The organism is Pseudomonas sp. B3G-3 (assembly GCF_028640915.1).
Taxonomy (GTDB): Bacteria; Pseudomonadota; Gammaproteobacteria; order Pseudomonadales; family Pseudomonadaceae; genus Aquipseudomonas; species Aquipseudomonas chlororaphis_I.
Genome location: NZ_JAQZAB010000137.1, coordinates 146,280 through 166,461 on the forward strand (window position 1 = coordinate 146,280; position 20,182 = coordinate 166,461).

Here is a 20,182-nt window from a genome sequence, read left to right on the forward strand (position 1 = left end):
CACAGCGGACTACTTGGCGCCTGGTGTGGGTGCCAGGGTGCCCAGGTAGTGGGCCACTGCCTTGATGTCGTCTTCCGACAACGTACTGGCCAGGGCGTTCATGGCCTGGGTGGGGTCCTTGCGCTGGTCCTGTTTGAAGGCGGTGAGCTGATCCGTCAGGTAGAGCGGCCCCTGGCCGGCGATCCGCGGCGCCAACGGGCCGCCCGAGAGGTTTTCACCATGACAGGCGACGCAGCCAGTGGTGGCGACCTTGGCCTTTCCGCGTTGCTCGAGGGCCTGGTCGCTTGCCGGGGCCTCGGTCTGGCCGGCTGTCTGCCGGGAGAAATAATCCGCCAGGAACTTGATCTGCTCTTGCGTCAGATTCGCCGCAAGCGGGCTCATTTGCGCACTGTGCCGGCGCCCTTGCGCGAAGGCCTGCAACTGCGCCTCGATATAGGCTGCGGATTGTCCAGCCAGGGAGGCATATCGGGTGTTTGCCGGCTGGCCCCTCGCGCCATGGCACAGGGCGCAGGTGTCCTGAAGCTGCGGCCAGGCGCCGCCGTTGGCCAGGTACCTGGCATTGTGCTCGTCGAGGGTATTCATGAAGCGGTAGCCGGCCACCAGCTCCGGGCCGTAGATCGCACCAGCCCCAGCCAGCGCCGTGGCCACCACCACCGTGCCGATCACTATTGCTCGTTTCATCAGGCGCTCCTCCGGTCTTGGACCAGGGCCTGGAGCGCTTCCAGCGCGGCCCGGTGGCCGGCACGGACCGCGCCGTCCATCGAGCCGGCCCAGAGATCCGCGGTTTCAGTGCCGGACCAAATCAAGCGACCGGTCGCGGGGTTCAGATGCTCGCCCCATTGCGTCCAGAAACCGGGCGGCATTGGCGAGATACAGGTGAGGGTCCAGGGGTCGACCTTGCCCCAGTCCTGGTCGTGGAACTGGACAGGGTGCAAGGCTTCGTCCCCCAGGGCCTGGGCGTAGATCGCCGACAAGGTGCTCTGCGCGGCTTGCGGATCATGGGGCAGTTGCCCGGTCCTGACGAACCCGCTGAGGACCCCGAGGCTGCCATCCGGGGGCGAATTGTCATAGGCCAGGATCAGCGGCCCTTCGACCTGGATGATCTGGCCGTTCAGGCCCTTGTCTCTCCAGAAGGGGCGTTCATAGACATGCACGGTCTTGCGCATGGGCGCGTGGGCCGGCCAGAGTCGCTGCAGCTGTGCACGCCCGGTGGGGAGGGGCGGGTCGAAGGTGATCTGGTTGCACAGGGCCGGGTTGACTGCCGCAATGACCTGCCGGGCGCGGATGATACCGCGGTCCGTATGCAGTTCGACGACGTCGCGGTCCCAACCGACGATCTTGCGCACCGGGCAAGACAGCTTGAGCTTGTCCCCCAGGGCTTGCGCCATCTTGAGGCTGAGTACCTGGGAGCCGCCAACAAAACGTGTCTCCTGGGCGCCGCCCTTTATCCCCTCGAGTTTCTCCAGGCTGCAATCGGAAGAGTTGATCATCGACAGGTAGTGCAACAGTCCCATGCCGGCTGGGGTGGTGCCGAAGGTCAGGCTCACGGACATGTTGAATCCGATCTGGTCCTGGTTGCTGATGCCTTGCCTGACCAGCCACTCGCCAACCGAAAGTTTGTCGAGGGCGGCGGCATCCGCTGCCTTCCAGGGTGCTTTGCTGGGGACGCCCCTGGCCAGCTCGTTCAGCTTGCCGACCAGCTCGGTGTTGGAGTTCGGGCCGTCGGTCACGTCCTCTTCCACCTTGGTGTCATCCAGCAGATAGACGGTTTTGCCTTGGTAATAGGTGGGGAAGGTGCCGACCTCAAGCTGGCGTGCCAGGTCGGCGATGGCTGTTTGTCCTGGCCCGATCCACTGGCCGCCCGCTTCAGAGACCACGCCATGGCCGAGGTCATGATTGTAGGTACGTCCGCCCACGCGATCGCGGGCCTCAAGCACGGCGAAAGACTCGCAGCCGGCGCTGAGCAGGTCCCGTGCCGAAGTCAGGCCCGCCAGGCCGCCACCGATGATCGCTACGTCCAATATGCCGTCGCGATTGTCTTGTAGCGCCTGCGCCGCGGCACGCGTGCTCAGCGCGAGCCCTCCAACCACTGCCGCGCTGCCAAGCGCTTGCAGCAGCAAGCGTCGCTGCGGTGATTGAAGGGGTGATTCATTGTCGGTCGAATGCATGTTTGTCCCTGCCAGATCTGAGTTTTATTTTTAAAAACAGGTGTTATGCAAAATAGCGCATAATCTGATCCGGGCAAAGGGGAAAATCGCCGCGAATCAGGGACAGGGCAGGGGGCGTCGAGCTATTGAAGCCTTGCCTGAGTAGGCGTGATGGAGCAAGGGGGGGAGGAGAGGGCCGCAACGACCTGGATGGCAGCGCTATTTCGCGGCGCAAAGCATGCAAAAGGCCGGAAGCGTGCCGGCCTTGTGCTGGTTCTGAAGAAGCTCCGTTACCGATTCCGGCAACGCTACGGCCTCATTGCTTCCGGGGACTCTTGCCGTTCGATGGCGCCGCCGGTGAGATCAGGGTGATGACCGCATCGAGCAGGGCCTGGCTTCTGGCGGGGGTGAACCTTTCGGGCTCGATCGGCAACATCATCATCCAGCCGTCGCTCATGGCGCTGATCTGATCGGCGAGCAGATCCGCTTCGATGTCGCTGCGGATCTTGCCTTGTTTCTGTCCCTTCTCCAGCATCGACGTGAGTACCTGGCGGAACAGTGCGTAGCGTTGCTTGATGATGCTCGCGAACGCTGGTTCGTGCCTGGCATGGGCCAGCAATTGGAACCAGGCGAGCCAGCCATTTGGTTCATCGACGCGCATCCAGTTCAGCCATTGTTCGATGAGTGACTTGATGTCGACCTGTTCCTGGCTGCCTTCCAGCAAGGTGTCGATCTGGTCGAACAGGCTCTGGGCGACAGCCGTGACCATCTCTTCCTTGTTGGCGAAGTAGTAGGTCACCGCACCCGTGGTGCATCCGGCGTGCTGCGCCACTTTGCGCATCGAAGCGCCGGCGTAGCCTTCCTGGGCGATCACGGCGATCGCCGCTGTGAGCAACTCGGTTCTTTTCTCGTCGCGGTTGCCAACAGGGCGCCCGCGCCGTACGGCAGGCTTGGGTGGGGAGAGGTGAGAATCATGCATGGGAAATGGGCAACTTCGCTGGCTCGATTATCTGGAGCACCATCGGTTTGAAAATGGTGCCTTCTGGCTGTGGAGCAGCATAGGGAATTTGCTCGCAGAAAGCACATGGGAAAGCAGCGCAGCGGCCAGGGCTTGAGTCCGCCGACTATTCGTCATCCGCGCGGAAGATCGTCGGGGTGATATCGGTGAAGTTGGCGACATCGCCAATCACCCTGGCAGTCCCGGGCGAGGACAGCGCGGCATTGATATCGGCCTGCTCGCGAAAGCGCAGTATCACCATGGCCACCAGCGGCGTTGGCCCGGTTGCCGGAAACAGCACCTCTGCCGATTGCAGCCCGAACTCGCTCCAGGCGGCGCGCGCCAGTGGCAGGTGGGTTGCCAGATAGTAATCCCGGTCGAATCGCCCGCCTTTGGCAGCGGGATAACTCACGATCAGTGTTGCCATGTTGTAGTCCTTGTTCCTGTCAATAAGCATCCTCGAAAGGGCGCGAAGATACTTCGCAGCCCCTTGGAATCTTGAGGCGCCTGTATGCGTCGACGCCCTCGGATCAATCCCGGCCGCAGCCGATGACCGCCACCGCGCGTATTTCCACGCGCAATGCGGGAAGGGCCAGTTGCGTGACGCCAACCGCGCTCCAGGATGGGTAACGATCGGGGAAGTACTTGTCCTTGATCTGTCCGAACGTATGGATCTCGCCCTGCAGATCGATATGGAAGGTCATCAGCTCGACCACGTCGGCCAGGCTTGCACCCGCTTCCTCGAGAATGCCGCTCAAGGCCTGGAACGCCAGGTGCGTTTGTGCCTCGATGCCTTCGGCCGGAGTCATGGTCGCGTCGACGCCAACCTGGCCGGACACCCAGATCATGTTCCCCACGCGGGTCGCCTGGGAGAAGTGAAAATTGTCGTAAATGGCCTGGGTATGGCCAGGGTTGATGGACTGTCGACGCAAGTCTTGGGTGGTCATGGACGATCTCCTTATTAGGCTTAGGCGATTTGCCGGAACGTGGTGTGGCGAAAGGAATCCCCGGCCTTCAGGTCTGCCAGTTCCTGGGTGAAGAGCACGCCTTGCTGCGGATAACCGGCAGCGCTGTGTTCCGGCAGCGGGCGGAAGGTTGCGTCGTCGCCGAAGAAGCGGAAGACAAAGGTGTGACGATCCGGGAAGGTCTCATCGACCGGAGCACCACCGTGCAGCGCGCCGGGATGGAGCACGACTATGTCTCCAGGCTCGGTCGCCCAGGAGAGGATTTCGTAAGCGTCGGGATCCTGCTTGCGCTGGGCCTCGACATCGGGAAGCCGAGGCAGTGCGTTGCCGCCATGCAGGGGCTGGGTCGGGTCGTTCGGATCGAGGAAGGTGGTGCCGTCGTAACGCGGCCCTTTGTGCGAGCCGCGGACGATCTCCAGGGCATTGCGCTTGGGCACCGACTCGAAGCTGATCCAGGCATTGCCCCAATGCAGGCCAGCCCAAGGCAAATAGGAGGTGTCCTGGTGCCAGAGCGTACGGGAGCCGCGGCCGCCCGCCTTGAGAAACACTTCCTCGGCGAAATACCAGACATGTTCAGAGCCCCAGAGCTGCGCAAACAGCTTGCCGAAGGGCAGGGAAGCGACCAGTTCCTCGAGCCGGGCCTTGGCCCTGGGGTTGGCATTGTCGACATGCGATTGCTGCTCGGTCCCGTCGAACATCCTGAAAGCATGCGGGCCGTGATTCTCGACAGCCCAGTCGTAGGCGGCCCGGCACTGGGCCAACTGTTCTTCGTTCAGAAAACCTTTGATCAGGACGGCCCCGTCTTCCAGGAACGCCTTGCGCACAGAGTCTTGCATGAGAGCTTCCTCCTAGGAAATGCCACTTGGCGATCTGGATCCTAGCAAGTCGCTTTATTTTACGCAACACGTGTTATTATAATTTGAAAAAGGCGTCGACAAGGCCAGATTCCCAGGCCTGGCTAATGCTTATCGAGTTCATCACCCGCTGACCTTCGGCGGCTCGGAGTACGAAACCTGCTGCGATGCCGAGCAGTAACGGAAACGCTGTCAGAGGGAAGGCGGGTTCGGCTGCAAGGTGTCGCAGATGACGCGAATTCGGAGCGGGTAGCCAAGGGTGGTGGGCTGCATGCACTGGATGGAAGCGATAGCCCAGGCGGACAACCGTATTTTAATCAGGACTCTTACCCGGTTTTTATGGACAACTTAGATCTCGTTAATGTCTTGCTCGTTGAAGACGATCGGAAGCTGGCGGCGCTGATCGCAGAGTTTTTGCTCCGGCATGGTTTTGAGGTGCGGGTGGTTCACCGGGGCGACCAGGCGCTGGCGGCATTTATCGAGTTCAAGCCGAACGTCGTGCTGCTTGATCAGATGCTCCCAGGCCAGAGTGGGCTGCAAGTGTGCCGCGAGATTCGCAACCTGTCCGATACGCCCATCGTCATCCTGACCGCAAAAGGGGATGACCGGGACCATGTTCTCGGCCTGGAGTCCGGTGCCGACGATTATGTGATCAAGCCTTTCAAACCCTCTGTGTTGCTGGCTCGGCTACGCGCCTTGCAACGCCGGCTGGCACAAAACTCAACGACACTCGATGTCCTGGAGTTCGGACGGTTATCGATCGACCGCGGTTGCCGGGTGGTCAGCCTGGCCGATGAAAAAATCAACCTGACCACCATGGAGTTCGAATTGCTGTGGGTGCTGGCCAGTGCGGAGGGCAAGCTTCTTTCTCGCGACGACATCCTCAACCGTATTCGCGGGATCCCGTTCGATGGGTTCAACCGTAGTGTCGATGTCTACATCAGCAAGTTGCGCGGCAAACTCAATGACAACCCCCGGGACCCGGTATGCATCAAGACTATCTGGGGCAAGGGCTACGTTTTTAATCCGTTTGCGTGGGAAGTCTAGATAGCGCTACGCCAATCATGGCTATTGGCTTGGCGAGAGAGACTTGGCTCAACCATTAATAGATGCAAGGTAGGACATGAAAAAGGTTTTTTTATTTTTGCTGTTTTTTGTCTGGATTCCGACATCTCTGTATTCGCTTTACTGCTGGAAAATGGCGGATAGTTGTTCGATGCAGGGAGTAGGACTGAAGCAGCAGAGTTCGGCATGTTGTGTCGCAGAACCTCATCAGTGATCGCTTGGCACTTATCCATCAGCCCGGGCATTCGGCTGGTTGAAGAGGTGAGGGGATCCGTATCTTCAAAGTCGTGTGTGGGTGCTACTCAATCTGGACTGATCTGGGGGGAGCCTACGACAGGCTCTGGTGCGCGCTCACCACGCAAGTCACGCACCAGGCCCGTCAATAATTACCACTGGCCACTTATGAGACAGCCGACGATTTCCCAACCGCTGTATTCCCACCAGGAATATCGTTCATCGGAGCAACTTCTGGCCAGGCTGGCCATCTGGATTTCGCCAGCTTTTTGATGAGTTCCAAAAGGCGTGTCAATAGAAGCTGTCACCTGATTGACGGTCTGGGGAGCCTTGATGGTGGTCGGATGCACGGAAGCGTTCGCGACAGTTGCGGTGAAAGCGAGCATCGCGGATACGGCCAGAGCAGTTATGGACTTTTTCATGTTCGAATCCTTTCAGTTATCTGACATGCGGCTTATACGTCGGCCTGACCTGCCTTTATCAATAATCTGAACAGATCGGGCACTCGCGTAGTGACGCTATGAAAGCCTACTACCGTGCTGCCTCCCGCACAGTCGCTCAACGGCACTATTGACAAGCTGGTAAAAGCCTGGATTTTTCTGTTGAGGGAGCTGCCCAAGAGTTCGAGTTTGACGAGCCTGTTGTTAACGGTCTCGCTGAAAATGTCAGCTTTCGTCATGGTTTGAGGCGATGGTTCGCTGGGGGCAGTTCACTCGGATCCTCAAAGCTCAGTTGGAGTTGAGCAATAATCGTGTCCAGTTGCTCAGGGCAGCCCAGCGACTCTATGCATCCAGCCCAGGTGTCTTCCTGACACCGGCCCCCCTAAGCGGGTCTTTCGGCTTTTTTGAGATTGGGGCGAATCAACGAGAGCTCCCGCTCGAATGGCCACATCGAAACGCTCCTCCACGAGATCGACACGACGATCGAAGCACTCCGCTCCTCCAGGTCCGAGATCCTCCAGCTCACTGTGGACTTCGGCAGGTTCAGATGTCGCGCCGCCTCACTCAGGCTCTGCGCCTGGCTGATCCATACCAGGAACAAGAGCCAATCATTCGTTCCACCTGTGGAACGGTGATGCCAATTTTACATGGCTTGTACAAAAGCAGGCCGGGACATATCTTTTGGATGTGAGAAGACACCACAACCCGAAAGAGAAGGAGAAACTGTCATGGCGGATATTCCGCAACTGATCAATGGTCTGGCCAGAGGCCTCAGCAGCCCGGTCCGTGCACCGATTCTGCACACGCCGGACGAATACGGGATGGCGTATGAGGATGTCACCTTCCCGTCGCTGGACGGCACCCCGCTGGAGGCATGGTGGATACCCTGTCCAGGCTCGGACAAACTGGTCATCGCCAACCACCCGATGCCTATGAACCGCTATGGCTTCCCCTCGCACCTACCCCAGTGGCAGTTCGTGCCCGGCAACGACATCGAGGTCAACTACATGCGGGAGTACCAGCACCTGCATGAGGCCGGCTATAACGTGCTGACCTACGACGCGCGCAACCACGGTCACAGCGGCGTCGCCAACGGCGATATCTTCACCTGGGGCCTCTTCGAATCCCGTGACGTGGCCGGTTCGCTGCACTACATCAAGTCCCGCCCCGACACCCGCGGCATGAGATTGGGCCTACTCAGCCGCTGCATGGGCGCCAATGCCACCTTCGTCGCGAAAACTCGGTACCCCGAGCTTTTCGCGAGCGTACACGCCTTGGTCGCCCTGCAACCTATCTCAATGCGCGCCATGGTCGAGCGCAACCTCGAGGCGATGGGGATCGCGGACCAGTTCGACGCCGTTGACCGGGAGGTTCAACTGATCACCAGCTTCACGATCGATCAGGTGTCGCCGCTGGAATACGCCAAGAATTGGCAGGCGCCTGCCTTCATCCTTCAGGTGCGCGACGATGCGCTGACCAAGCCCGCCGACGTGCAGGCGATCTTCGACAACATCCCCGTCGCTGACAAGAAGCTGTTCTGGATCGAAGGCAGCACCCGGCGCTGGGACGGCTACAACTACTTCTCCGAACATCCGGCGCAGATGATCGAGTGGTTTGATAAACACATGAATTAAGCCGATTTCACTCTGGCCGCGTGGCTTCGTTGAGACCACTGACATAACCCTCGAGGACTTTGGGGCGTGCGTGTCGAAAATCTACTGGATACGCTGGTGATCCCGCCGATGCGCGACTACATGAGCGCTTTACTTCCTACGCCGCGACTGAGCGTATGACAACCGCCAAGGACGTCGCTCACACAGAGCGGCGCTCCTTGCCTCCTTTGTATCAATAGCCATCAGCAGAAAATGCAGGAGAATAATCATGTCGGATAAAACCATTGTTGTGTTTGGCGCAACGGGTCGGCAGGGGCAGGGGGTGGTGAACGCGCTGCTCGACCAGGGTGGCTACATTGTCCGGGCGATCAGTCGCGATGCCAGCTCGGACCAGGCCAAGGAGCTCGCCGCTCGTGGGGTCGAGGTGGTCGCTGCAGATCTGAACGCAGCGGATACGTTGGCATCGGCGCTCAACGGGGCCTATGGCGTGTTCCTGGTCACCAATTTCTGGGACCCTGCAACCGGGGCGAGCGAGTACGACCAGGTCAGGAATGTGGTCAGCGCCGCAAAATCCGCCGGTATTTCTCATGTTGTTTGGTCGACGCTGCCCAACGCTCTCGACATTTCAGACGGTAGGTATGAGGTTTCGCATTTCACCAACAAAGCTCTGGCCAACGTTGTGATCGCTGACGCGGGCTTTCCCTACTACAGCTTCGTCGAAGCGCCGTTCTTCTTTCAGAATTTTCTTGCCCAGATGGCACCGCAACCCACCGGAAACGGGGACCAAAAGGCCTGGGCGGTTCCGATGGATATCACCAACAAAAACGTCCATGCCGGCGACATCCTGGAACTGGGGAAATTGGTCAGGCAGGTCTTTGACCACCCGGAGACAGCCGGTCAGGGGCAAATCCTGTCGCTCTGCCCCGACGCTTACAGCTGGCAAGAGTTCGCGGATATTCTGAACGCACAGGGCCACAACGTGGTGGTGAGCCAGGTGCCAGGCGAGGTCTACGATACGTTCTATCCTGGCGCGGAGGAGGTCTGCGAAATGATGAGCTACTTCGAGGACTACAGCTACTTCGGCCCTGATGCGGACACCAAGAGGGCGCGCGCCGATGCGCTTGTCGGTGGGCAACTCACCGGTTTTGCTGACTGGGCCAAGGTCAACATGCCGGCCTGATCCACCGGCTGATGGCGTGGAAAGGACGAATACCATGACGACAAGCACGACAGAACGCGAAAACACCCAGCTCCACCTCGGGCACAATCAGCGTCCACGCGACATCGTTCACCGGGCGCGCGGGATAAGCAGCGGCCCGATTACGCGGCTCGTGAGCCCCTCTGACTGGGGTGGGTTCATCAAGCCGTTCGTATTCCTCGATCTCTTCGATTTTGAGGGGGGGCATGCCCCCTCTCTTGAACTTGGCTGGCACCCGCACTCAGGTATTGCCACAGTAACCGTCCTTCTTGATGGCTCGGTCCAATACGCCGAGACGACGGGCAGCGTGGGCGTATTGCCCGCCGGCGGCGTGGAATGGATGCAGGCGGGGGGCGGTGTTTGGCACACCGGTACCGTGAACTCGGCGCCCGTGAGAGGTTTCCAGCTCTGGGTGGCGCTCCCACCCGATCTTGAAAATGCGCCTAGCATGAGCCACTACGTGATGCCCGAAGATGTGCCCCACGTTGGCCCGGTGCGGGTGATCCTCGGCTCGTATAACGGTCTTTCGAGCCCTATCGTTGCGCCACCAATGACGTACCTCCTGGTCACGCTGAAGGACGGCGAACGATGGACGTTCCTCCCGCCATTGGGGCATGACGTCGCGTGGCTATCGTTGATGGATGGTGCGCTGCATGCGTCATCTCGCATCACACGTGGAGAGATCGCGATCTTCGAGCACGGCGAGACGGCCATCGAACTAGTCGCGGAGGGTGACACACAGTTCGTGCTTGGCTCGGCCAAGCAGCACCCTCACGAACTGGTGCTCGGCCACTACTCTGTGCATACCAGCGTCGAGGCATTGCGACGGGGCGAGGCCGAGATCCGCCGCATAGGGCATCAACTTCGCGCCGAGGGCAAGCAGAGCTACGCGCTCTGGTCGATCTGAGGCCGGGACGTGATTCAGAAAGAAGAGAAGAAACATTCATGGCCCAGACTCGAAAGTGGCGTCCATCACTACAAAAATGATGGGCGCCACTTTGATGTCGATTCCGGCTTGCGACTACGACACCCTCGCGAGTCGCTCTACAGGAAGTCAGTCGCGAACAGCATGCACAGGAGGCACGCCGACGGGGTCAGCAGTCGCAGGTCGAACAACGCCAGATGGTTATGTGCCCGACGGCCTACCACGTTGTTCAACGAGCCATTTGTCGAAGGTACGCACGTCGGGCTGGCGCGCCAGCAGCGCCGGTATGTTGGCGAGGTAGCCGGCCTCCCCAAACCACTCAAACATCTTCCGAACGTCATGGGGCAATGAACGTAATAGCAACCTGGGCAGTGGGAAGGGTAGCCCGGCCGCCCAGCCGTGGCTCTTGAGGGCGACGACGATCTGCGCGCGGGTCAGCTCGACGCCGGCGATTTCCTCGGACTTGCCAAGAGACTCACCCGGATGGGTGAAGGCTTGCGCAACCCAATTGCCAATGTCGGCCGTTGCAATCATTTGGAGTGGCTTCGTCTTGGGCACATAGCTGCGCAACAGCGCCAATAGCACGGTTCGTAGTGCAGGCTTACTAAAGTTCTCCATGAAGAACGCTGGACGAACGATGCTGGCGGGTAGACCAATACTGCGAATGTGTTCCTCGATAAGCCACTTGCTTTCAAAATGCGCTACGCCCGAGCGCCGATCGGCTCCTCCCACCGATGCATAGATGAAGTGTTCTACCCCTGCAGCTAGCGCAGCATCCGCCACGGCAATGCCCCGGCGAGTTTCGAGCTCCGTGCCTTGTTCTGAACCTTGAACGGAAAAAACTCCATGGGCGCCGGCAAAGGCGCTTCGCAGTGAGGCATAGTCGTCCATGTCGGCCGCAACGACCTCGATGCCGTTCGCGGCCAATTGCTGCGCCACGTTGGAGCTCGGCTTTCTCGAAAGCGCGCGAATGCGCCAATGGCCTTCGGTCCATAATGAGCGGATCACGGCACCGCCCTGTTGCCCAGTGGCACCTAGAACAACGATGGTTCTGAAAGTCATGGTATGAAACTCGACTGTTTTATCGAAGAGATCAAGGAACACAAATAGCTTGACGAGCCCCCCAGGTCAGAGGGATTCACGAGATGCGTAATCGGACCGCTGCTCACTCCTATGCGTGCGCTGAGCGATATCGCGCGGACGCTGATTGTGCCTGGGTAGAGCAGGGGGGCTTGACGCTTGTCGTCATGGTGTTCGTTCTTGTTTGTGGGGACTTTTTGCAGGCTTCGGCCAGTGCGGTGCCGCCGAGACGAAGCACATCACGGCGGCTGAGTGGGTTGCTCGTCGTCCCTGGTGTCCGGGGCCGAACGTGTTGTCACACCAGCCCGAGGCCGAGCAACTCGGCGAGCGCCTGTCCTCGCGGGGTGGTCCAATCGACGGCCAGCTCCGACACGACCTGTGCCGTCGACGTGATCACGGCTCCGGCCTGCTCCATACGCCGCAGCGCGGCGGCGTCCCCTGTCTTTGTGAAAGAAGCAGACGCGTCCGTCACAACCTGAACGTGATACCCCTCGTCAAGCAGCTGGAGCACTGGAAAGACGACGCAGATCTCGGTCGTGATGCCAGCGACTATGACCTTCTTCCGTTCTGTGGCCTTGACCGTGTTGCTGTAGTTCGGGTCGTGCATCGCGTTAACGATTCCCGTGCGCTTGACCCGCTTGGCGAAGGCGTCCGGTGCGACTTCCTCCAGCTCGGGAATCAGCGGGCCCTGGATGTTCTCCTCCATGCTTGAGGTCAGTACCAGTGGCATGCCGACACCCTTGGCGATCTTCGCGAGTTGCACGGTGTTCTTCCTGACTTGCTCGACGTCGTGCGATCGCGTCCAGGATATCGTCCCCGTCTGATGGTCGATCAGCAGCATCGCGGCGTTTTCTGCGGTATAGACATTCTTATGCATGGTTCGCTTCCTGTCTGGTGGTTACCGACGCTTCACGTGCACAATAGGTTCTGTCATTTCGTTGCACAAGCCATGGTATTTTGGCAACATCGTTCCATGAATAGAACGACCGATCTCAACCAACTCTTGATTTTCGTACGGGTCATTCAGGCGGGGAGCCTGAGTGAAGCAGCGCGACGTTTGAACCTGCCGAAGTCCACGGTGAGCCGGAAGATCTCTGACCTTGAGGAACGGGTCGGTGAGCGGCTTATCCAGCGCACGACGCGTAAACTGGGCCTCACCGAGGCGGGCCGTCTGCTCTTCGAACGTGTCTCTCCGGCCATGAGCGACATCGAGGAGGCCGAGAGCGCAGTGGCGGGAATGCGTGGGGCGCCGCGCGGCGTGCTGCGGGTCGCGGCTCCCATGTCGTCCAGCACGCTCGGACCGATCGTCGCCGAGTACCTGGTTCGTCATCCGGACGTGGCCGTCGAGATGGTGTGTTCCGATCGTCTTGTCGATCTCGTAGAGGAACGCTTCGATGTGGCCATTCGAGCGGGAGAGCTCGTCGATTCGACCCTTGTTGCGCGTAATCTCGGAAAAGCGAAGTTCATGCTCGTCGCGGCACCCGAGTACTGCAAACGCCATGGCGTCCCGAAGACGCCTGCCGAACTGACGAGCCACGCATGCGTCGCATTCGGCGGCGGAGCCGCACCGCACGTCTGGCCCCTGGAGTCGGGGGGCAAACGTGTCGAGGTCCGCGTTACCCCACGACTGACGGTCAATGATATGGAGATCGTTCGCGAGGCCGCCCTCGCGGGCGTGGGGATCGCATGGCTACCCCAGCTCTTCTGCGCCGATGACTTGCGCCATAAGCGCTTGCTGCCCTTGCTCGTCGACTGGTGCTCTGCGGAGATCCCCGTGCATGCGCTCTACCCAACGAGACGTCATCTTTCGCCAAAGGTGGTCTCCTTCGTCGACCTGCTCTCCGAGCGGATCCAGCTGCACGATCACTAACGCGCAGCTTTTGCCTACGCCCACATGCGGCGCCGTCCCTCTTGTCCCGGCGCTTTGTCGACTTCTCGCCAACCCTCCAGGCAAAACCCGGCGGGGAGAAGGGATAACATTTTGAACTAGGCGGAATTTTGGGATTGCCTATCCAGATTGGCCGAGTCTATCGGTCGGTTCTGCCTACCTACATTTCGATGCCACCCAGAGGGCAGGGCGGATATTTCTCATGGTCGACTCTCCCTTTTCCCATACAGGATCCACACCCGATGCCAGGGCGGTTTGAGCCTTCTCATATCCGTACGTTTGCCTGTGCCTGCAAGGCCGCTTATTGCCTGAGGCGTGTCGGGGCAGGGCGTTGAGATTGGATATGCATGTGCTGGCGGTCATGGTACTGGCGACCTTTGATAAAGGACGGATCGAAGCTATCCTCACCAAGGATAGGGATCTTAATTATTTTCAATCTGGGCAGGAGCCAAGAGACATGACAGGGGAAGATCTGATTAAGGCAATAAACAATAACAAGACACTCATGGAGTTGAATGATTGTCCTTCTGTGTCAGTTCAAATGGGCTGTGCTGTTTATGGGAAGGTGCAAGATGACGTTGGCAATGATGAAATTACAAATAATGGGAGCATGAAGTACCAAATCGATCAGGCACTTTTATTTCGTGGTTTGCACTCGGAGACAGCTGTTTGGCACTTTAGTACGGATAGTCCGGAACCAAAGGTTCATCACTTTGTCGTTATCCCTTGGTTCAAGCAGTCAGCCGGGACAGTGTATACGGTATTTATGGCCTACGAGAAAAAGTACATGGTGGTTAATTATGTCGAGCATAAGAGTCCAGCTCCTGGCGAGATTAAAGGCTACAAGACAGTTTGGACGGCAAACGACCTAAGCACCATGCTCTCTGACTTACTAACTAAGAGTAACGCTTGGGAAGAATATTTCGGTAATGTTGGGCCAGCTCAGGCAAATAAAATCCGCTACTTTAAATACAAAATAACAACACTAGACTCTGCAGTTTCCAACGTGAATCAATACAGAGAGCTCTGTCGGTAAACTACTTGACCATCCTGGCGACCGTCTCACACTTGGCCTGCGGTTACCCAAAGCCCACCTTCAGTGACTCGATGTGCAGGTGGGCCTCGGCCAACAGCTTCTTGAGTTTGGCATTCTCCGGCTCGATCTTTTGCAGGCGTTACGAATTTCGAGAGATACCGCGACGTGTTCACCAACAGCCGGTATCCGTACGAGTCAAGCAGCTGGAAATTTTCCGATCCAGTGCCGGTGGGGTTCTGGATAGGAGCAAAGGACTCAGGATCCGTTTGTCCTGGATTACCTGGATTACATTGCTGAGGTCCAGACGCGAGCTGCGGCAGAGTGATCGAGGCCTGGCTTCGAATCTGCCGCCCACACCCCCCAAGCCTCCATATAGATATACGCATAATGTATATTATGTTAAATCAGATGCTATGTTAGATATGTTCATGTGCTTCGTCTGACGTCAGTACCCGGAAGTGAACATCGAATTTTTTGAGACCTAAATATCGAAATTCAGATTTCTTGCCCCATTTTGGATCTTCCCCTCAACGCGACACCTTGCAAATTTGTTGAGCAGCATGGTCAAGTGGTTTCACCGTCTTTGTATTTCCCAGCTAATGCCATCGACAGCTCCAAGACGCGAGCCTGACTGTTCATTAAATTCTGCTCGAGTTTTGCAACCTTAAGCAGATGCATCTGATTTTCTGCGTGTCTTTGCTGAAGTGTCTGCTGTTCGAAGTGCTCAATATTCCTCTGAAGTTTTTCGATATCACTCTTCAATTTCTCCGTTAGCTCCAATAGCTGTTCGTTTGCAGACTCCGTTTTTACCAATCGCGCAGTAAGGTTATTCATAATCTCCTGATCTTTCCAGATCTTCTGAGTCGCTTGTCTAAGCTCAACTCGTAGTTCGGCGCAGGCATTGGTTTCGATCTCCAGGCTTCGCTGAGCCCTAATTTTTTCCTTGACATTGGCTGCCCATCTGGCTCGAAGTCTTCCTTCAAACTCTTGGATTTCATCGCGCTTTTTGGTTGTTTCAGCCTTTGCAGCTTCGATTAGCTCTTTGTAAATCGATAGCAATGCTGCTCTGATCTGATCTGGAAACTGAGCGAGCCGTTCACTAGGAGCGAGATTTTCCTCCTCTACCGATGACGCATCTTTAAGAAGCTTTGAAATGGTCGTGTATGAACCATGACCTGTCTGATTTCGTACAGCTGTAAGTGTGACTTTAAGACCTTGTTTTTTTAATTCAGCAACTGCGCACATAACTTCTTCTAATGTAAGCGAGTTGGTTTTAGTATTTATCATGCAGCTCCCTGCCCTTACAATTTGGTTGTTGGAAATGACGACTTCGTAAATTATAATTCTCATGCTGAGCGTCTTTCGTGCAGTTAGTATCGAATCGAGCTAGTCTAGCGACCCGTTGCAGCGGAGTAAGTCACATGGCCGCCCCTTTTCCCCAGGCAGATAAACCGACACCTCTGGCCCGCAAACCAACGCAATACCTAACCCAGGTCAGCATTGAAAATCTCAGCCAGCTCAGCATTTTCTTGCTCGCTAAGGAAGGTTTCGCGCTGAACGACGTCTACGCAATGGTCTCGCTTTCCGAGCTTTACTTGTCATGGAAGGTCATCAAGCGGATCGTTGGTAAGCCTGGCCGAACGAAGCAAGGCAAAAACGATAAATCCACGACTGGTCGACTTGGCGCTTTTGAGAGCGCAATAGCCTTTCAATACGCAAAGGTTCTTGAGCACGCAACGACTGTTTTTGGCACATTGCGGCTTGCTGAGGAATGGCTTGCCAAACCCTGTAGGCATTTGGCCGGTAATATCCCTCTTGATCTGGTGGGTAATCCACTTGGGTTTCAAGCTATCGAAGACTACCTAGAACGGGTAGAACTGGGTGTTTATCAATGACATACCAGTTATGTCTAGATGCCTGAGCGGGGCAAAGCACCTCCATTAGCTTCGTCAGGACGATGTTTCGCATTCGCGTCGGCTCCAAACGTATGTACAAGAGGTCAAGTTATCAGGCGCCCTCTTCCCCTCCCCCTATTCATCTTGGCTAGCCCCAGACACCGAGAGTGCTCCTGTTGCCCTTTGGTTGTGTGGACCTAGCCATAAAAATTCTCAAGCTGGAAAGGCTTAAAGATCCTTGCGGGGCGATGAGCGTCCCCCTTCAGAGGTTCTTACTGAGCACAATTCGTCCCTGATTTTCTGAAACAGAAGCTCAACGTCCTGATGACTTTCTTTACCGACGTATGTGGCGACAAGAATGGTGAGCGGGTGCACTTCTAAAGCTCCTGCTAGCTGGTCCACTTTTTCTAACGTTGGGCTTTTGAGGCCTCGTTCCAGCGTGCTGAGGTAGGTGCGACTGCTTACAGTAGCAAAATCTTCTTGAGTAAGATTTTTACTGCTTCGGATCTGTTTCAGCGCTAGGCCGAACGCGATATTGAGTTCCAATTTGCTGATCCCGCAAAAGGAACGATGAAGCGCTATCGAATCTTATAGGACTACAATCTATAGTGTTCATTTTCGAGGTTTGCCATGTTTACCACCTACCCAAGGGCCGAAATCACCTTCGATACGCCCGATGCTACCAACTCGCATGAGGGCCAGCGAGTTTGGAGCTTCGTTGAGCAGGAGCTGCTGCTGCCTTGGTTTTACCTCCAAGTGGTGCGCAGGGCTGGACGGGAGAATTACGCCAGCATGCTTATGATGTATCACGCTCACGAGCTCAAACAGTTTATCGACGCGCAGTCGAACCGCGTGTGGGTCGAGCAGGTTCAGTTAGTTACACCTCCCCATATGAATGGCCAATCTATCTGGCTGATGGAGCCTCTGGCGATGGCTGGGATCGTTATGGATCCCCGGGACGGGGCGCACTTTTTCGTTTACCAAGTCGCCGGCGGGGCGACCTACTCGTTAAGAGACGATGCCGATGCGAATTTGAAGCCGTTCAGAGTCTTATTTTCAGTTGAGCGTGATCTTCGTAGCTAGCAGGCTCCTGGCCACGACTAATGTCTTTGAAAGCGGGCAAGACGGGTCACGCACAAAATTCGTTCGAGCAGGCCAACGATAGCGGATTCCAGGGGCAATCTTGACGTCCGAAGAACATGTACCACGCTGGGGATACTTCTCTCAAAAGCTCACGCTTTAAGTGCGCATGCTGAACCCGTGGGCATACTCGCTGGAGTGAGCAGCGTTCGTGATAATGCAGTCAAGGCTGTGGAGTGACCGTGAACAAATTCCAACGTTGGACAGTGAAATGTCAAGATACTAAGGACGGGAGTGGCGACTGTATTATCGACTTGCCATCTGATCTACTTACCGAGTTAGGGTTAGGCGTTGGCGATGTGCTGACCATTGAGGTGGTTAACGGTTCGATAGTATTGAGGCCGAAGCCGAACGATCCTACGATCCGATGATTTATCGATGAGGACTGGCTCCATTTTGTAGTTCAACTGGATATAGGCATTGGCTACCTCGATCGACGCCGGACACGCATTTTGTTTCGACTGCGTGGTGACCGCATGACGCCAAGTCCGTTCGAGGCCGATCCACAATGGATGGATCCGGTGTGCGCCTGCGTTGTCTCAGGGATGGACAACGCGAAGCCCGCGACGCCAATCGCAAAAAGGGTGATGGCTAAATTAGTGTGACGCATTGGAGTCTGAGCCCCATGTGCTTCGCCGAAGTTGTTCATTCCTAAGCAAAATCGGCCAATATCTTCCGCATCCACTTAGGCATCTTGCAGGCCATGAGCTTGCTGAATTCCTCAGCGCTAAGCGAGCTAAGGATCTTGCCGGCGGCTTGCTCAGTCACCCCCGCTTTTCCAAGATACAACAGAGCAGTCAAGGCTAAGCCTACTTGGGTACCAGCTTGCTGGAGCCGTTGCCAAGACGAATGACGCAACCGCACCACCGCGTTACCTATCTTGATTTCACGTGTCGATCCGCTGGTGTAGTAAGTCGGTAGAACCTGCATCTGAGTGCTAATTCCCAGCCTGCGAGCAGCTTCTACGCCATGGACCTGGATAGTCTCGCCTCTGGTCCTTGCGACTGCCTCCATGACTGCTATCGGGTTAGCTCGAACCTTCTTACCAGTGTACTCACTCAGCTTAGGGCGCATGTAGATGCCGCGAGCAACGCGCTCTAGGACGCCGCTCTGCACCATCCGAGACAGTGCTTTATCAACCGAGGTGCGAGAGCCCACCTCTACGAACACGGCCTTAGTAAAGGGCTTGCCCTTCTGCATGTGCTTGATACGCTTAGAGATACACTCAGCGACAGACATGAATGACTCCTATAGCGCGTGGATTACGTAGTCTGTCACTGAGAACCATCCACCCAAGTCTATCAACACATCGAGGATACGCAGTAACGCCAGGGCCTGATCTTGCTCGAGCGGATAGTGCTTATCCGTAAGGCGCTGAATCGTAGCGGCGATACGTGCGGGCAGTGTGGTTCCTGTCCAACTACCCTGCGACAGATGAATGGATTCCAGTGCGGCTGCCACCTGCTGTGAGAATACCCGAATGGGATAGGCATCGGCGGCTCGCTCGCAGAGGGTCAAGGACTTGCTCATCACGTCTGATGACCAGCCAATTTTGGCCATGATGCGAGTGATCATCGGCATGATCGCCGCCACCTGTGACCAGTCGCCATTCGCAAATCGGGTCGCCTGCGGCGCATCTGTTACGGCTACGAAAAGCAGCGCATCGACGAGACGGGCCAATGCATTGTCGTGAACTGCACCGTCACTTTTTTCTGAGAAGGCTTGATCATCGATTAAACAGAGCACGCGGTCTTGAGAACGCTCGCTGGGTACGCTAACCACGATCTAAAGGCGAGCGAAAATCCTCCCGCTCAGGCTCAAGCACTATCAGCCCATCAAGCAGAGCTTGGTGGAGCAAGCTCTGCCACTGCATCTGAGGCAGAGCGCAATTTGAGCAGCCTCACCAGCCTTAGCGAATCGCCGAGAGTGAGCTATCACCAGCTCAGTACGGTACCAGGCGGGCGAGTCCGTCTGTCCAGTCGTCCCAAGTGGTCACGCCTTTGGCTAGGTCGATCATCTGCTCTATGTCCACCCCGCGGCTTATGGCTTCTGAAGCCTGCTGATCGAGCCAATGAGACCTCAGATTTTTGAGCCGCTTGCGTAGTACGCCGGCAAGATAAGCTCGTCTCCCTGGAAGAGAGCCCTGCAGCTTCACGAGCATCTTCGATAGCGCCGGAAGGTCACGGTCTGTTTCAGGATTGAACTCGGGGCTTTTCATCAGCGCATCCAAGCCCTGAAGAAAGCGAGCGGCACCGTATCGATTCGCCAACGCTCGAACGCGCTCCTTCCCAAACTCAGTGAGGGATCTTGGACGTAGAAAGTCGTTATAGGCACGGACAGCCACTTCGTGCGCGGCCGCCGGCGAAATCCGTTCCGCGACTCTCGCAGAGATCTTCAGCAACGCCAGTTGCAAGTAGGCCAGATCACTTCCACTCAACTCAGAAATTGCAGCCTCAACATCGGCAAGTGGACCGCTGACAGTCACAGGCAATCCTTCACCGGCCAACCGCAGTGCCAAAGGAGGACGTAAAGGAATCCCCCACTCCTCGAATACTGACTCAATGGTGGCTTTGAATCGCCCCGGGTTTCGTAGACACCTCTTTGCCTTAAACTGAGGCCAATCAGGAGGTGCCATGAGCAACCCGCGTTACCCCGAAGAATTCAAAATCCAAGCGGTCAATCAAGTGACCGAAAAGAAGCTGCCT

Annotated in this window: 24 protein-coding genes; 9 read left to right on the forward strand and 15 right to left on the reverse strand. The window is 57.0% G+C overall.

The window, feature by feature from the left end; all coding sequences use genetic code 11:
• Nucleotides 1-9 precede the first annotated feature (9 nt).
• The 6 genes from PVZ80_RS33090 to PVZ80_RS33115 all read right to left on the reverse strand — a co-directional run bounded on the left by PVZ80_RS33090 (nt 10) and on the right by PVZ80_RS33115 (nt 4,945).
• Complete coding sequence (locus PVZ80_RS33090; protein ID WP_273865087.1) at nt 10-681, reverse strand: c-type cytochrome; 672 nt, start codon at nt 679-681, stop codon at nt 10-12.
• The gene (locus PVZ80_RS33095; RefSeq protein WP_258258056.1) at nt 681-2,168 is read right to left on the reverse strand and encodes a flavin monoamine oxidase family protein; all 1,488 of its coding nucleotides are present in this window, start codon (nt 2,166-2,168) and stop codon (nt 681-683) included. Before PVZ80_RS33095 ends, PVZ80_RS33090 begins: the two co-directional genes overlap by 1 nt.
• 295 nt (nt 2,169-2,463) lie before the next feature.
• Nucleotides 2,464-3,126, reverse strand: a complete 663-nt coding sequence (locus PVZ80_RS33100; RefSeq protein WP_028683989.1) for a TetR/AcrR family transcriptional regulator — start codon at nt 3,124-3,126, stop codon at nt 2,464-2,466.
• Between the two features lie 145 nt (nt 3,127-3,271).
• Nucleotides 3,272-3,571: an EthD family reductase gene (locus PVZ80_RS33105; protein WP_009049058.1), complete on the reverse strand. Its 300-nt coding sequence runs from the start codon at nt 3,569-3,571 to the stop codon at nt 3,272-3,274.
• A 103-nt stretch (nt 3,572-3,674) separates the two neighbouring features.
• Complete coding sequence (locus tag PVZ80_RS33110) at nt 3,675-4,091, reverse strand: RidA family protein (RefSeq protein WP_009049059.1); 417 nt, start codon at nt 4,089-4,091, stop codon at nt 3,675-3,677.
• Between the two features lie 20 nt (nt 4,092-4,111).
• The gene (locus PVZ80_RS33115; RefSeq protein ID WP_028683990.1) at nt 4,112-4,945 is read right to left on the reverse strand and encodes a phytanoyl-CoA dioxygenase family protein; all 834 of its coding nucleotides are present in this window, start codon (nt 4,943-4,945) and stop codon (nt 4,112-4,114) included.
• A 357-nt stretch (nt 4,946-5,302) separates the two neighbouring features.
• Between PVZ80_RS33115 and PVZ80_RS33120 the strand changes: the two genes are divergently transcribed.
• The gene (locus PVZ80_RS33120; protein WP_063430776.1) at nt 5,303-6,010 is read left to right on the forward strand and encodes a response regulator; all 708 of its coding nucleotides are present in this window, start codon (nt 5,303-5,305) and stop codon (nt 6,008-6,010) included.
• Nucleotides 6,011-6,414: 404 nt separating this feature from the next.
• Here the strand turns inward: PVZ80_RS33120 and PVZ80_RS33125 are convergent, their stop codons facing one another.
• Both PVZ80_RS33125 and PVZ80_RS34155 read right to left on the reverse strand, forming a co-directional pair.
• On the reverse strand, nt 6,415-6,684 hold the full coding sequence (locus tag PVZ80_RS33125; RefSeq protein WP_039968025.1) for a hypothetical protein: 270 nt from the start codon (nt 6,682-6,684) through the stop codon (nt 6,415-6,417).
• 400 nt (nt 6,685-7,084) lie between these two features.
• On the reverse strand, nt 7,085-7,303 hold the full coding sequence (locus PVZ80_RS34155) for a helix-turn-helix domain-containing protein (RefSeq protein WP_028683993.1): 219 nt from the start codon (nt 7,301-7,303) through the stop codon (nt 7,085-7,087).
• A 127-nt stretch (nt 7,304-7,430) separates the two neighbouring features.
• Between PVZ80_RS34155 and PVZ80_RS33130 the strand changes: the two genes are divergently transcribed.
• From PVZ80_RS33130 to PVZ80_RS33140, 3 genes are all read left to right on the forward strand, one after another.
• Nucleotides 7,431-8,336, forward strand: coding sequence for an alpha/beta hydrolase family protein (locus tag PVZ80_RS33130; RefSeq protein ID WP_009049065.1), 906 nt, complete (start codon nt 7,431-7,433; stop codon nt 8,334-8,336).
• 247 nt (nt 8,337-8,583) lie between these two features.
• Nucleotides 8,584-9,495 carry an NmrA/HSCARG family protein gene (locus PVZ80_RS33135; RefSeq protein ID WP_037006077.1) on the forward strand — a complete coding sequence of 304 codons (912 nt, stop codon included), beginning with the start codon at nt 8,584-8,586 and terminating at the stop codon, nt 9,493-9,495.
• A 34-nt stretch (nt 9,496-9,529) separates the two neighbouring features.
• Entirely contained in the window at nt 9,530-10,420 is an 891-nt protein-coding gene (locus PVZ80_RS33140) for a pirin family protein (protein WP_110177143.1), read from the forward strand.
• Nucleotides 10,421-10,639: 219 nt separating this feature from the next.
• On the opposite strand, the gene PVZ80_RS33145 is transcribed toward PVZ80_RS33140, so the two are convergent.
• Entirely contained in the window at nt 10,640-11,500 is an 861-nt protein-coding gene (locus tag PVZ80_RS33145) for an NmrA/HSCARG family protein (protein ID WP_124301597.1), read from the reverse strand.
• 313 nt (nt 11,501-11,813) lie between these two features.
• Nucleotides 11,814-12,395, reverse strand: coding sequence for an isochorismatase family protein (locus PVZ80_RS33150; RefSeq protein ID WP_124301598.1), 582 nt, complete (start codon nt 12,393-12,395; stop codon nt 11,814-11,816).
• Between the two features lie 96 nt (nt 12,396-12,491).
• On the opposite strand from PVZ80_RS33150, the gene PVZ80_RS33155 reads away from it, so the two are divergent.
• Nucleotides 12,492-13,388 (forward strand): LysR family transcriptional regulator, encoded by an 897-nt coding sequence (locus PVZ80_RS33155; RefSeq protein ID WP_028683998.1) that lies wholly within the window; start codon nt 12,492-12,494, stop codon nt 13,386-13,388.
• A gap of 361 nt (nt 13,389-13,749) precedes the next feature.
• A complete protein-coding gene (locus PVZ80_RS33160; protein WP_232539779.1) occupies nt 13,750-14,442 on the forward strand; it encodes a hypothetical protein in 693 nt (230 codons plus the stop codon).
• Nucleotides 14,443-15,006: 564 nt separating this feature from the next.
• Here PVZ80_RS33160 and PVZ80_RS33165 read toward each other — a convergent pair.
• Entirely contained in the window at nt 15,007-15,792 is a 786-nt protein-coding gene (locus tag PVZ80_RS33165) for a DNA-binding protein (RefSeq protein WP_273865088.1), read from the reverse strand.
• A 71-nt stretch (nt 15,793-15,863) separates the two neighbouring features.
• On the opposite strand from PVZ80_RS33165, the gene PVZ80_RS33170 reads away from it, so the two are divergent.
• Complete coding sequence (locus PVZ80_RS33170; protein ID WP_202340035.1) at nt 15,864-16,337, forward strand: antitoxin Xre/MbcA/ParS toxin-binding domain-containing protein; 474 nt, start codon at nt 15,864-15,866, stop codon at nt 16,335-16,337.
• Between the two features lie 228 nt (nt 16,338-16,565).
• On the opposite strand, the gene PVZ80_RS33175 is transcribed toward PVZ80_RS33170, so the two are convergent.
• On the reverse strand, nt 16,566-16,883 hold the full coding sequence (locus PVZ80_RS33175) for a helix-turn-helix domain-containing protein (RefSeq protein ID WP_273865089.1): 318 nt from the start codon (nt 16,881-16,883) through the stop codon (nt 16,566-16,568).
• A gap of 84 nt (nt 16,884-16,967) precedes the next feature.
• Here PVZ80_RS33175 and PVZ80_RS33180 point away from each other — a divergent pair, with 84 nt between their 5' ends.
• Together PVZ80_RS33180 and PVZ80_RS33185 are read left to right on the forward strand one after the other, a co-directional pair.
• Complete coding sequence (locus tag PVZ80_RS33180) at nt 16,968-17,420, forward strand: hypothetical protein (protein WP_097303495.1); 453 nt, start codon at nt 16,968-16,970, stop codon at nt 17,418-17,420.
• Between the two features lie 263 nt (nt 17,421-17,683).
• On the forward strand, nt 17,684-17,848 hold the full coding sequence (locus PVZ80_RS33185) for an AbrB/MazE/SpoVT family DNA-binding domain-containing protein (RefSeq protein WP_223265632.1): 165 nt from the start codon (nt 17,684-17,686) through the stop codon (nt 17,846-17,848).
• A 280-nt stretch (nt 17,849-18,128) separates the two neighbouring features.
• On the opposite strand, the gene PVZ80_RS33190 is transcribed toward PVZ80_RS33185, so the two are convergent.
• From PVZ80_RS33190 to PVZ80_RS33200, 3 genes are all read right to left on the reverse strand, one after another.
• On the reverse strand, nt 18,129-18,716 hold the full coding sequence (locus PVZ80_RS33190; protein ID WP_273865090.1) for a DUF6088 family protein: 588 nt from the start codon (nt 18,714-18,716) through the stop codon (nt 18,129-18,131).
• Nucleotides 18,717-18,725: 9 nt separating this feature from the next.
• The gene (locus tag PVZ80_RS33195; RefSeq protein WP_273865091.1) at nt 18,726-19,259 is read right to left on the reverse strand and encodes a hypothetical protein; all 534 of its coding nucleotides are present in this window, start codon (nt 19,257-19,259) and stop codon (nt 18,726-18,728) included.
• A gap of 160 nt (nt 19,260-19,419) precedes the next feature.
• Nucleotides 19,420-19,962, reverse strand: coding sequence for a hypothetical protein (locus PVZ80_RS33200; RefSeq protein ID WP_273865092.1), 543 nt, complete (start codon nt 19,960-19,962; stop codon nt 19,420-19,422).
• Between the last annotated feature and the right edge of the window lie 220 nt (nt 19,963-20,182).

Bases quoted from the DNA above. Each gene is read 5' to 3' on its own strand.
- PVZ80_RS33130 (WP_009049065.1), top strand. From the start codon at position 7,431: ATGGCGGATATTCCGCAACTGATCAATGGTCTGGCCAGAGGCCTCAGC.
- PVZ80_RS33170 (WP_202340035.1), top strand. From the start codon at position 15,864: ATGGCCGCCCCTTTTCCCCAGGCAGATAAACCGACACCTCTGGCCCGC.
- PVZ80_RS33145 (WP_124301597.1), bottom strand. From the start codon at position 11,500: ATGACTTTCAGAACCATCGTTGTTCTAGGTGCCACTGGGCAACAGGGC.
- PVZ80_RS33150 (WP_124301598.1), bottom strand. From the start codon at position 12,395: ATGCATAAGAATGTCTATACCGCAGAAAACGCCGCGATGCTGCTGATC.
- PVZ80_RS33090 (WP_273865087.1), bottom strand. From the start codon at position 681: ATGAAACGAGCAATAGTGATCGGCACGGTGGTGGTGGCCACGGCGCTG.
- PVZ80_RS33180 (WP_097303495.1), top strand. From the start codon at position 16,968: ATGTTTACCACCTACCCAAGGGCCGAAATCACCTTCGATACGCCCGAT.
- PVZ80_RS33160 (WP_232539779.1), top strand. From the start codon at position 13,750: ATGCATGTGCTGGCGGTCATGGTACTGGCGACCTTTGATAAAGGACGG.
- PVZ80_RS33100 (WP_028683989.1), bottom strand. From the start codon at position 3,126: ATGCATGATTCTCACCTCTCCCCACCCAAGCCTGCCGTACGGCGCGGG.
- PVZ80_RS33095 (WP_258258056.1), bottom strand. From the start codon at position 2,168: ATGCATTCGACCGACAATGAATCACCCCTTCAATCACCGCAGCGACGC.
- PVZ80_RS33155 (WP_028683998.1), top strand. From the start codon at position 12,492: ATGAATAGAACGACCGATCTCAACCAACTCTTGATTTTCGTACGGGTC.
- PVZ80_RS33115 (WP_028683990.1), bottom strand. From the start codon at position 4,945: ATGCAAGACTCTGTGCGCAAGGCGTTCCTGGAAGACGGGGCCGTCCTG.
- PVZ80_RS33105 (WP_009049058.1), bottom strand. From the start codon at position 3,571: ATGGCAACACTGATCGTGAGTTATCCCGCTGCCAAAGGCGGGCGATTC.
- PVZ80_RS33140 (WP_110177143.1), top strand. From the start codon at position 9,530: ATGACGACAAGCACGACAGAACGCGAAAACACCCAGCTCCACCTCGGG.
- PVZ80_RS33120 (WP_063430776.1), top strand. From the start codon at position 5,303: ATGGACAACTTAGATCTCGTTAATGTCTTGCTCGTTGAAGACGATCGG.
- PVZ80_RS33125 (WP_039968025.1), bottom strand. From the start codon at position 6,684: ATGAAAAAGTCCATAACTGCTCTGGCCGTATCCGCGATGCTCGCTTTC.
- PVZ80_RS33110 (WP_009049059.1), bottom strand. From the start codon at position 4,091: ATGACCACCCAAGACTTGCGTCGACAGTCCATCAACCCTGGCCATACC.
- PVZ80_RS33165 (WP_273865088.1), bottom strand. From the start codon at position 15,792: ATGAGAATTATAATTTACGAAGTCGTCATTTCCAACAACCAAATTGTA.
- PVZ80_RS33135 (WP_037006077.1), top strand. From the start codon at position 8,584: ATGTCGGATAAAACCATTGTTGTGTTTGGCGCAACGGGTCGGCAGGGG.
- PVZ80_RS33190 (WP_273865090.1), bottom strand. From the start codon at position 18,716: ATGTCTGTCGCTGAGTGTATCTCTAAGCGTATCAAGCACATGCAGAAG.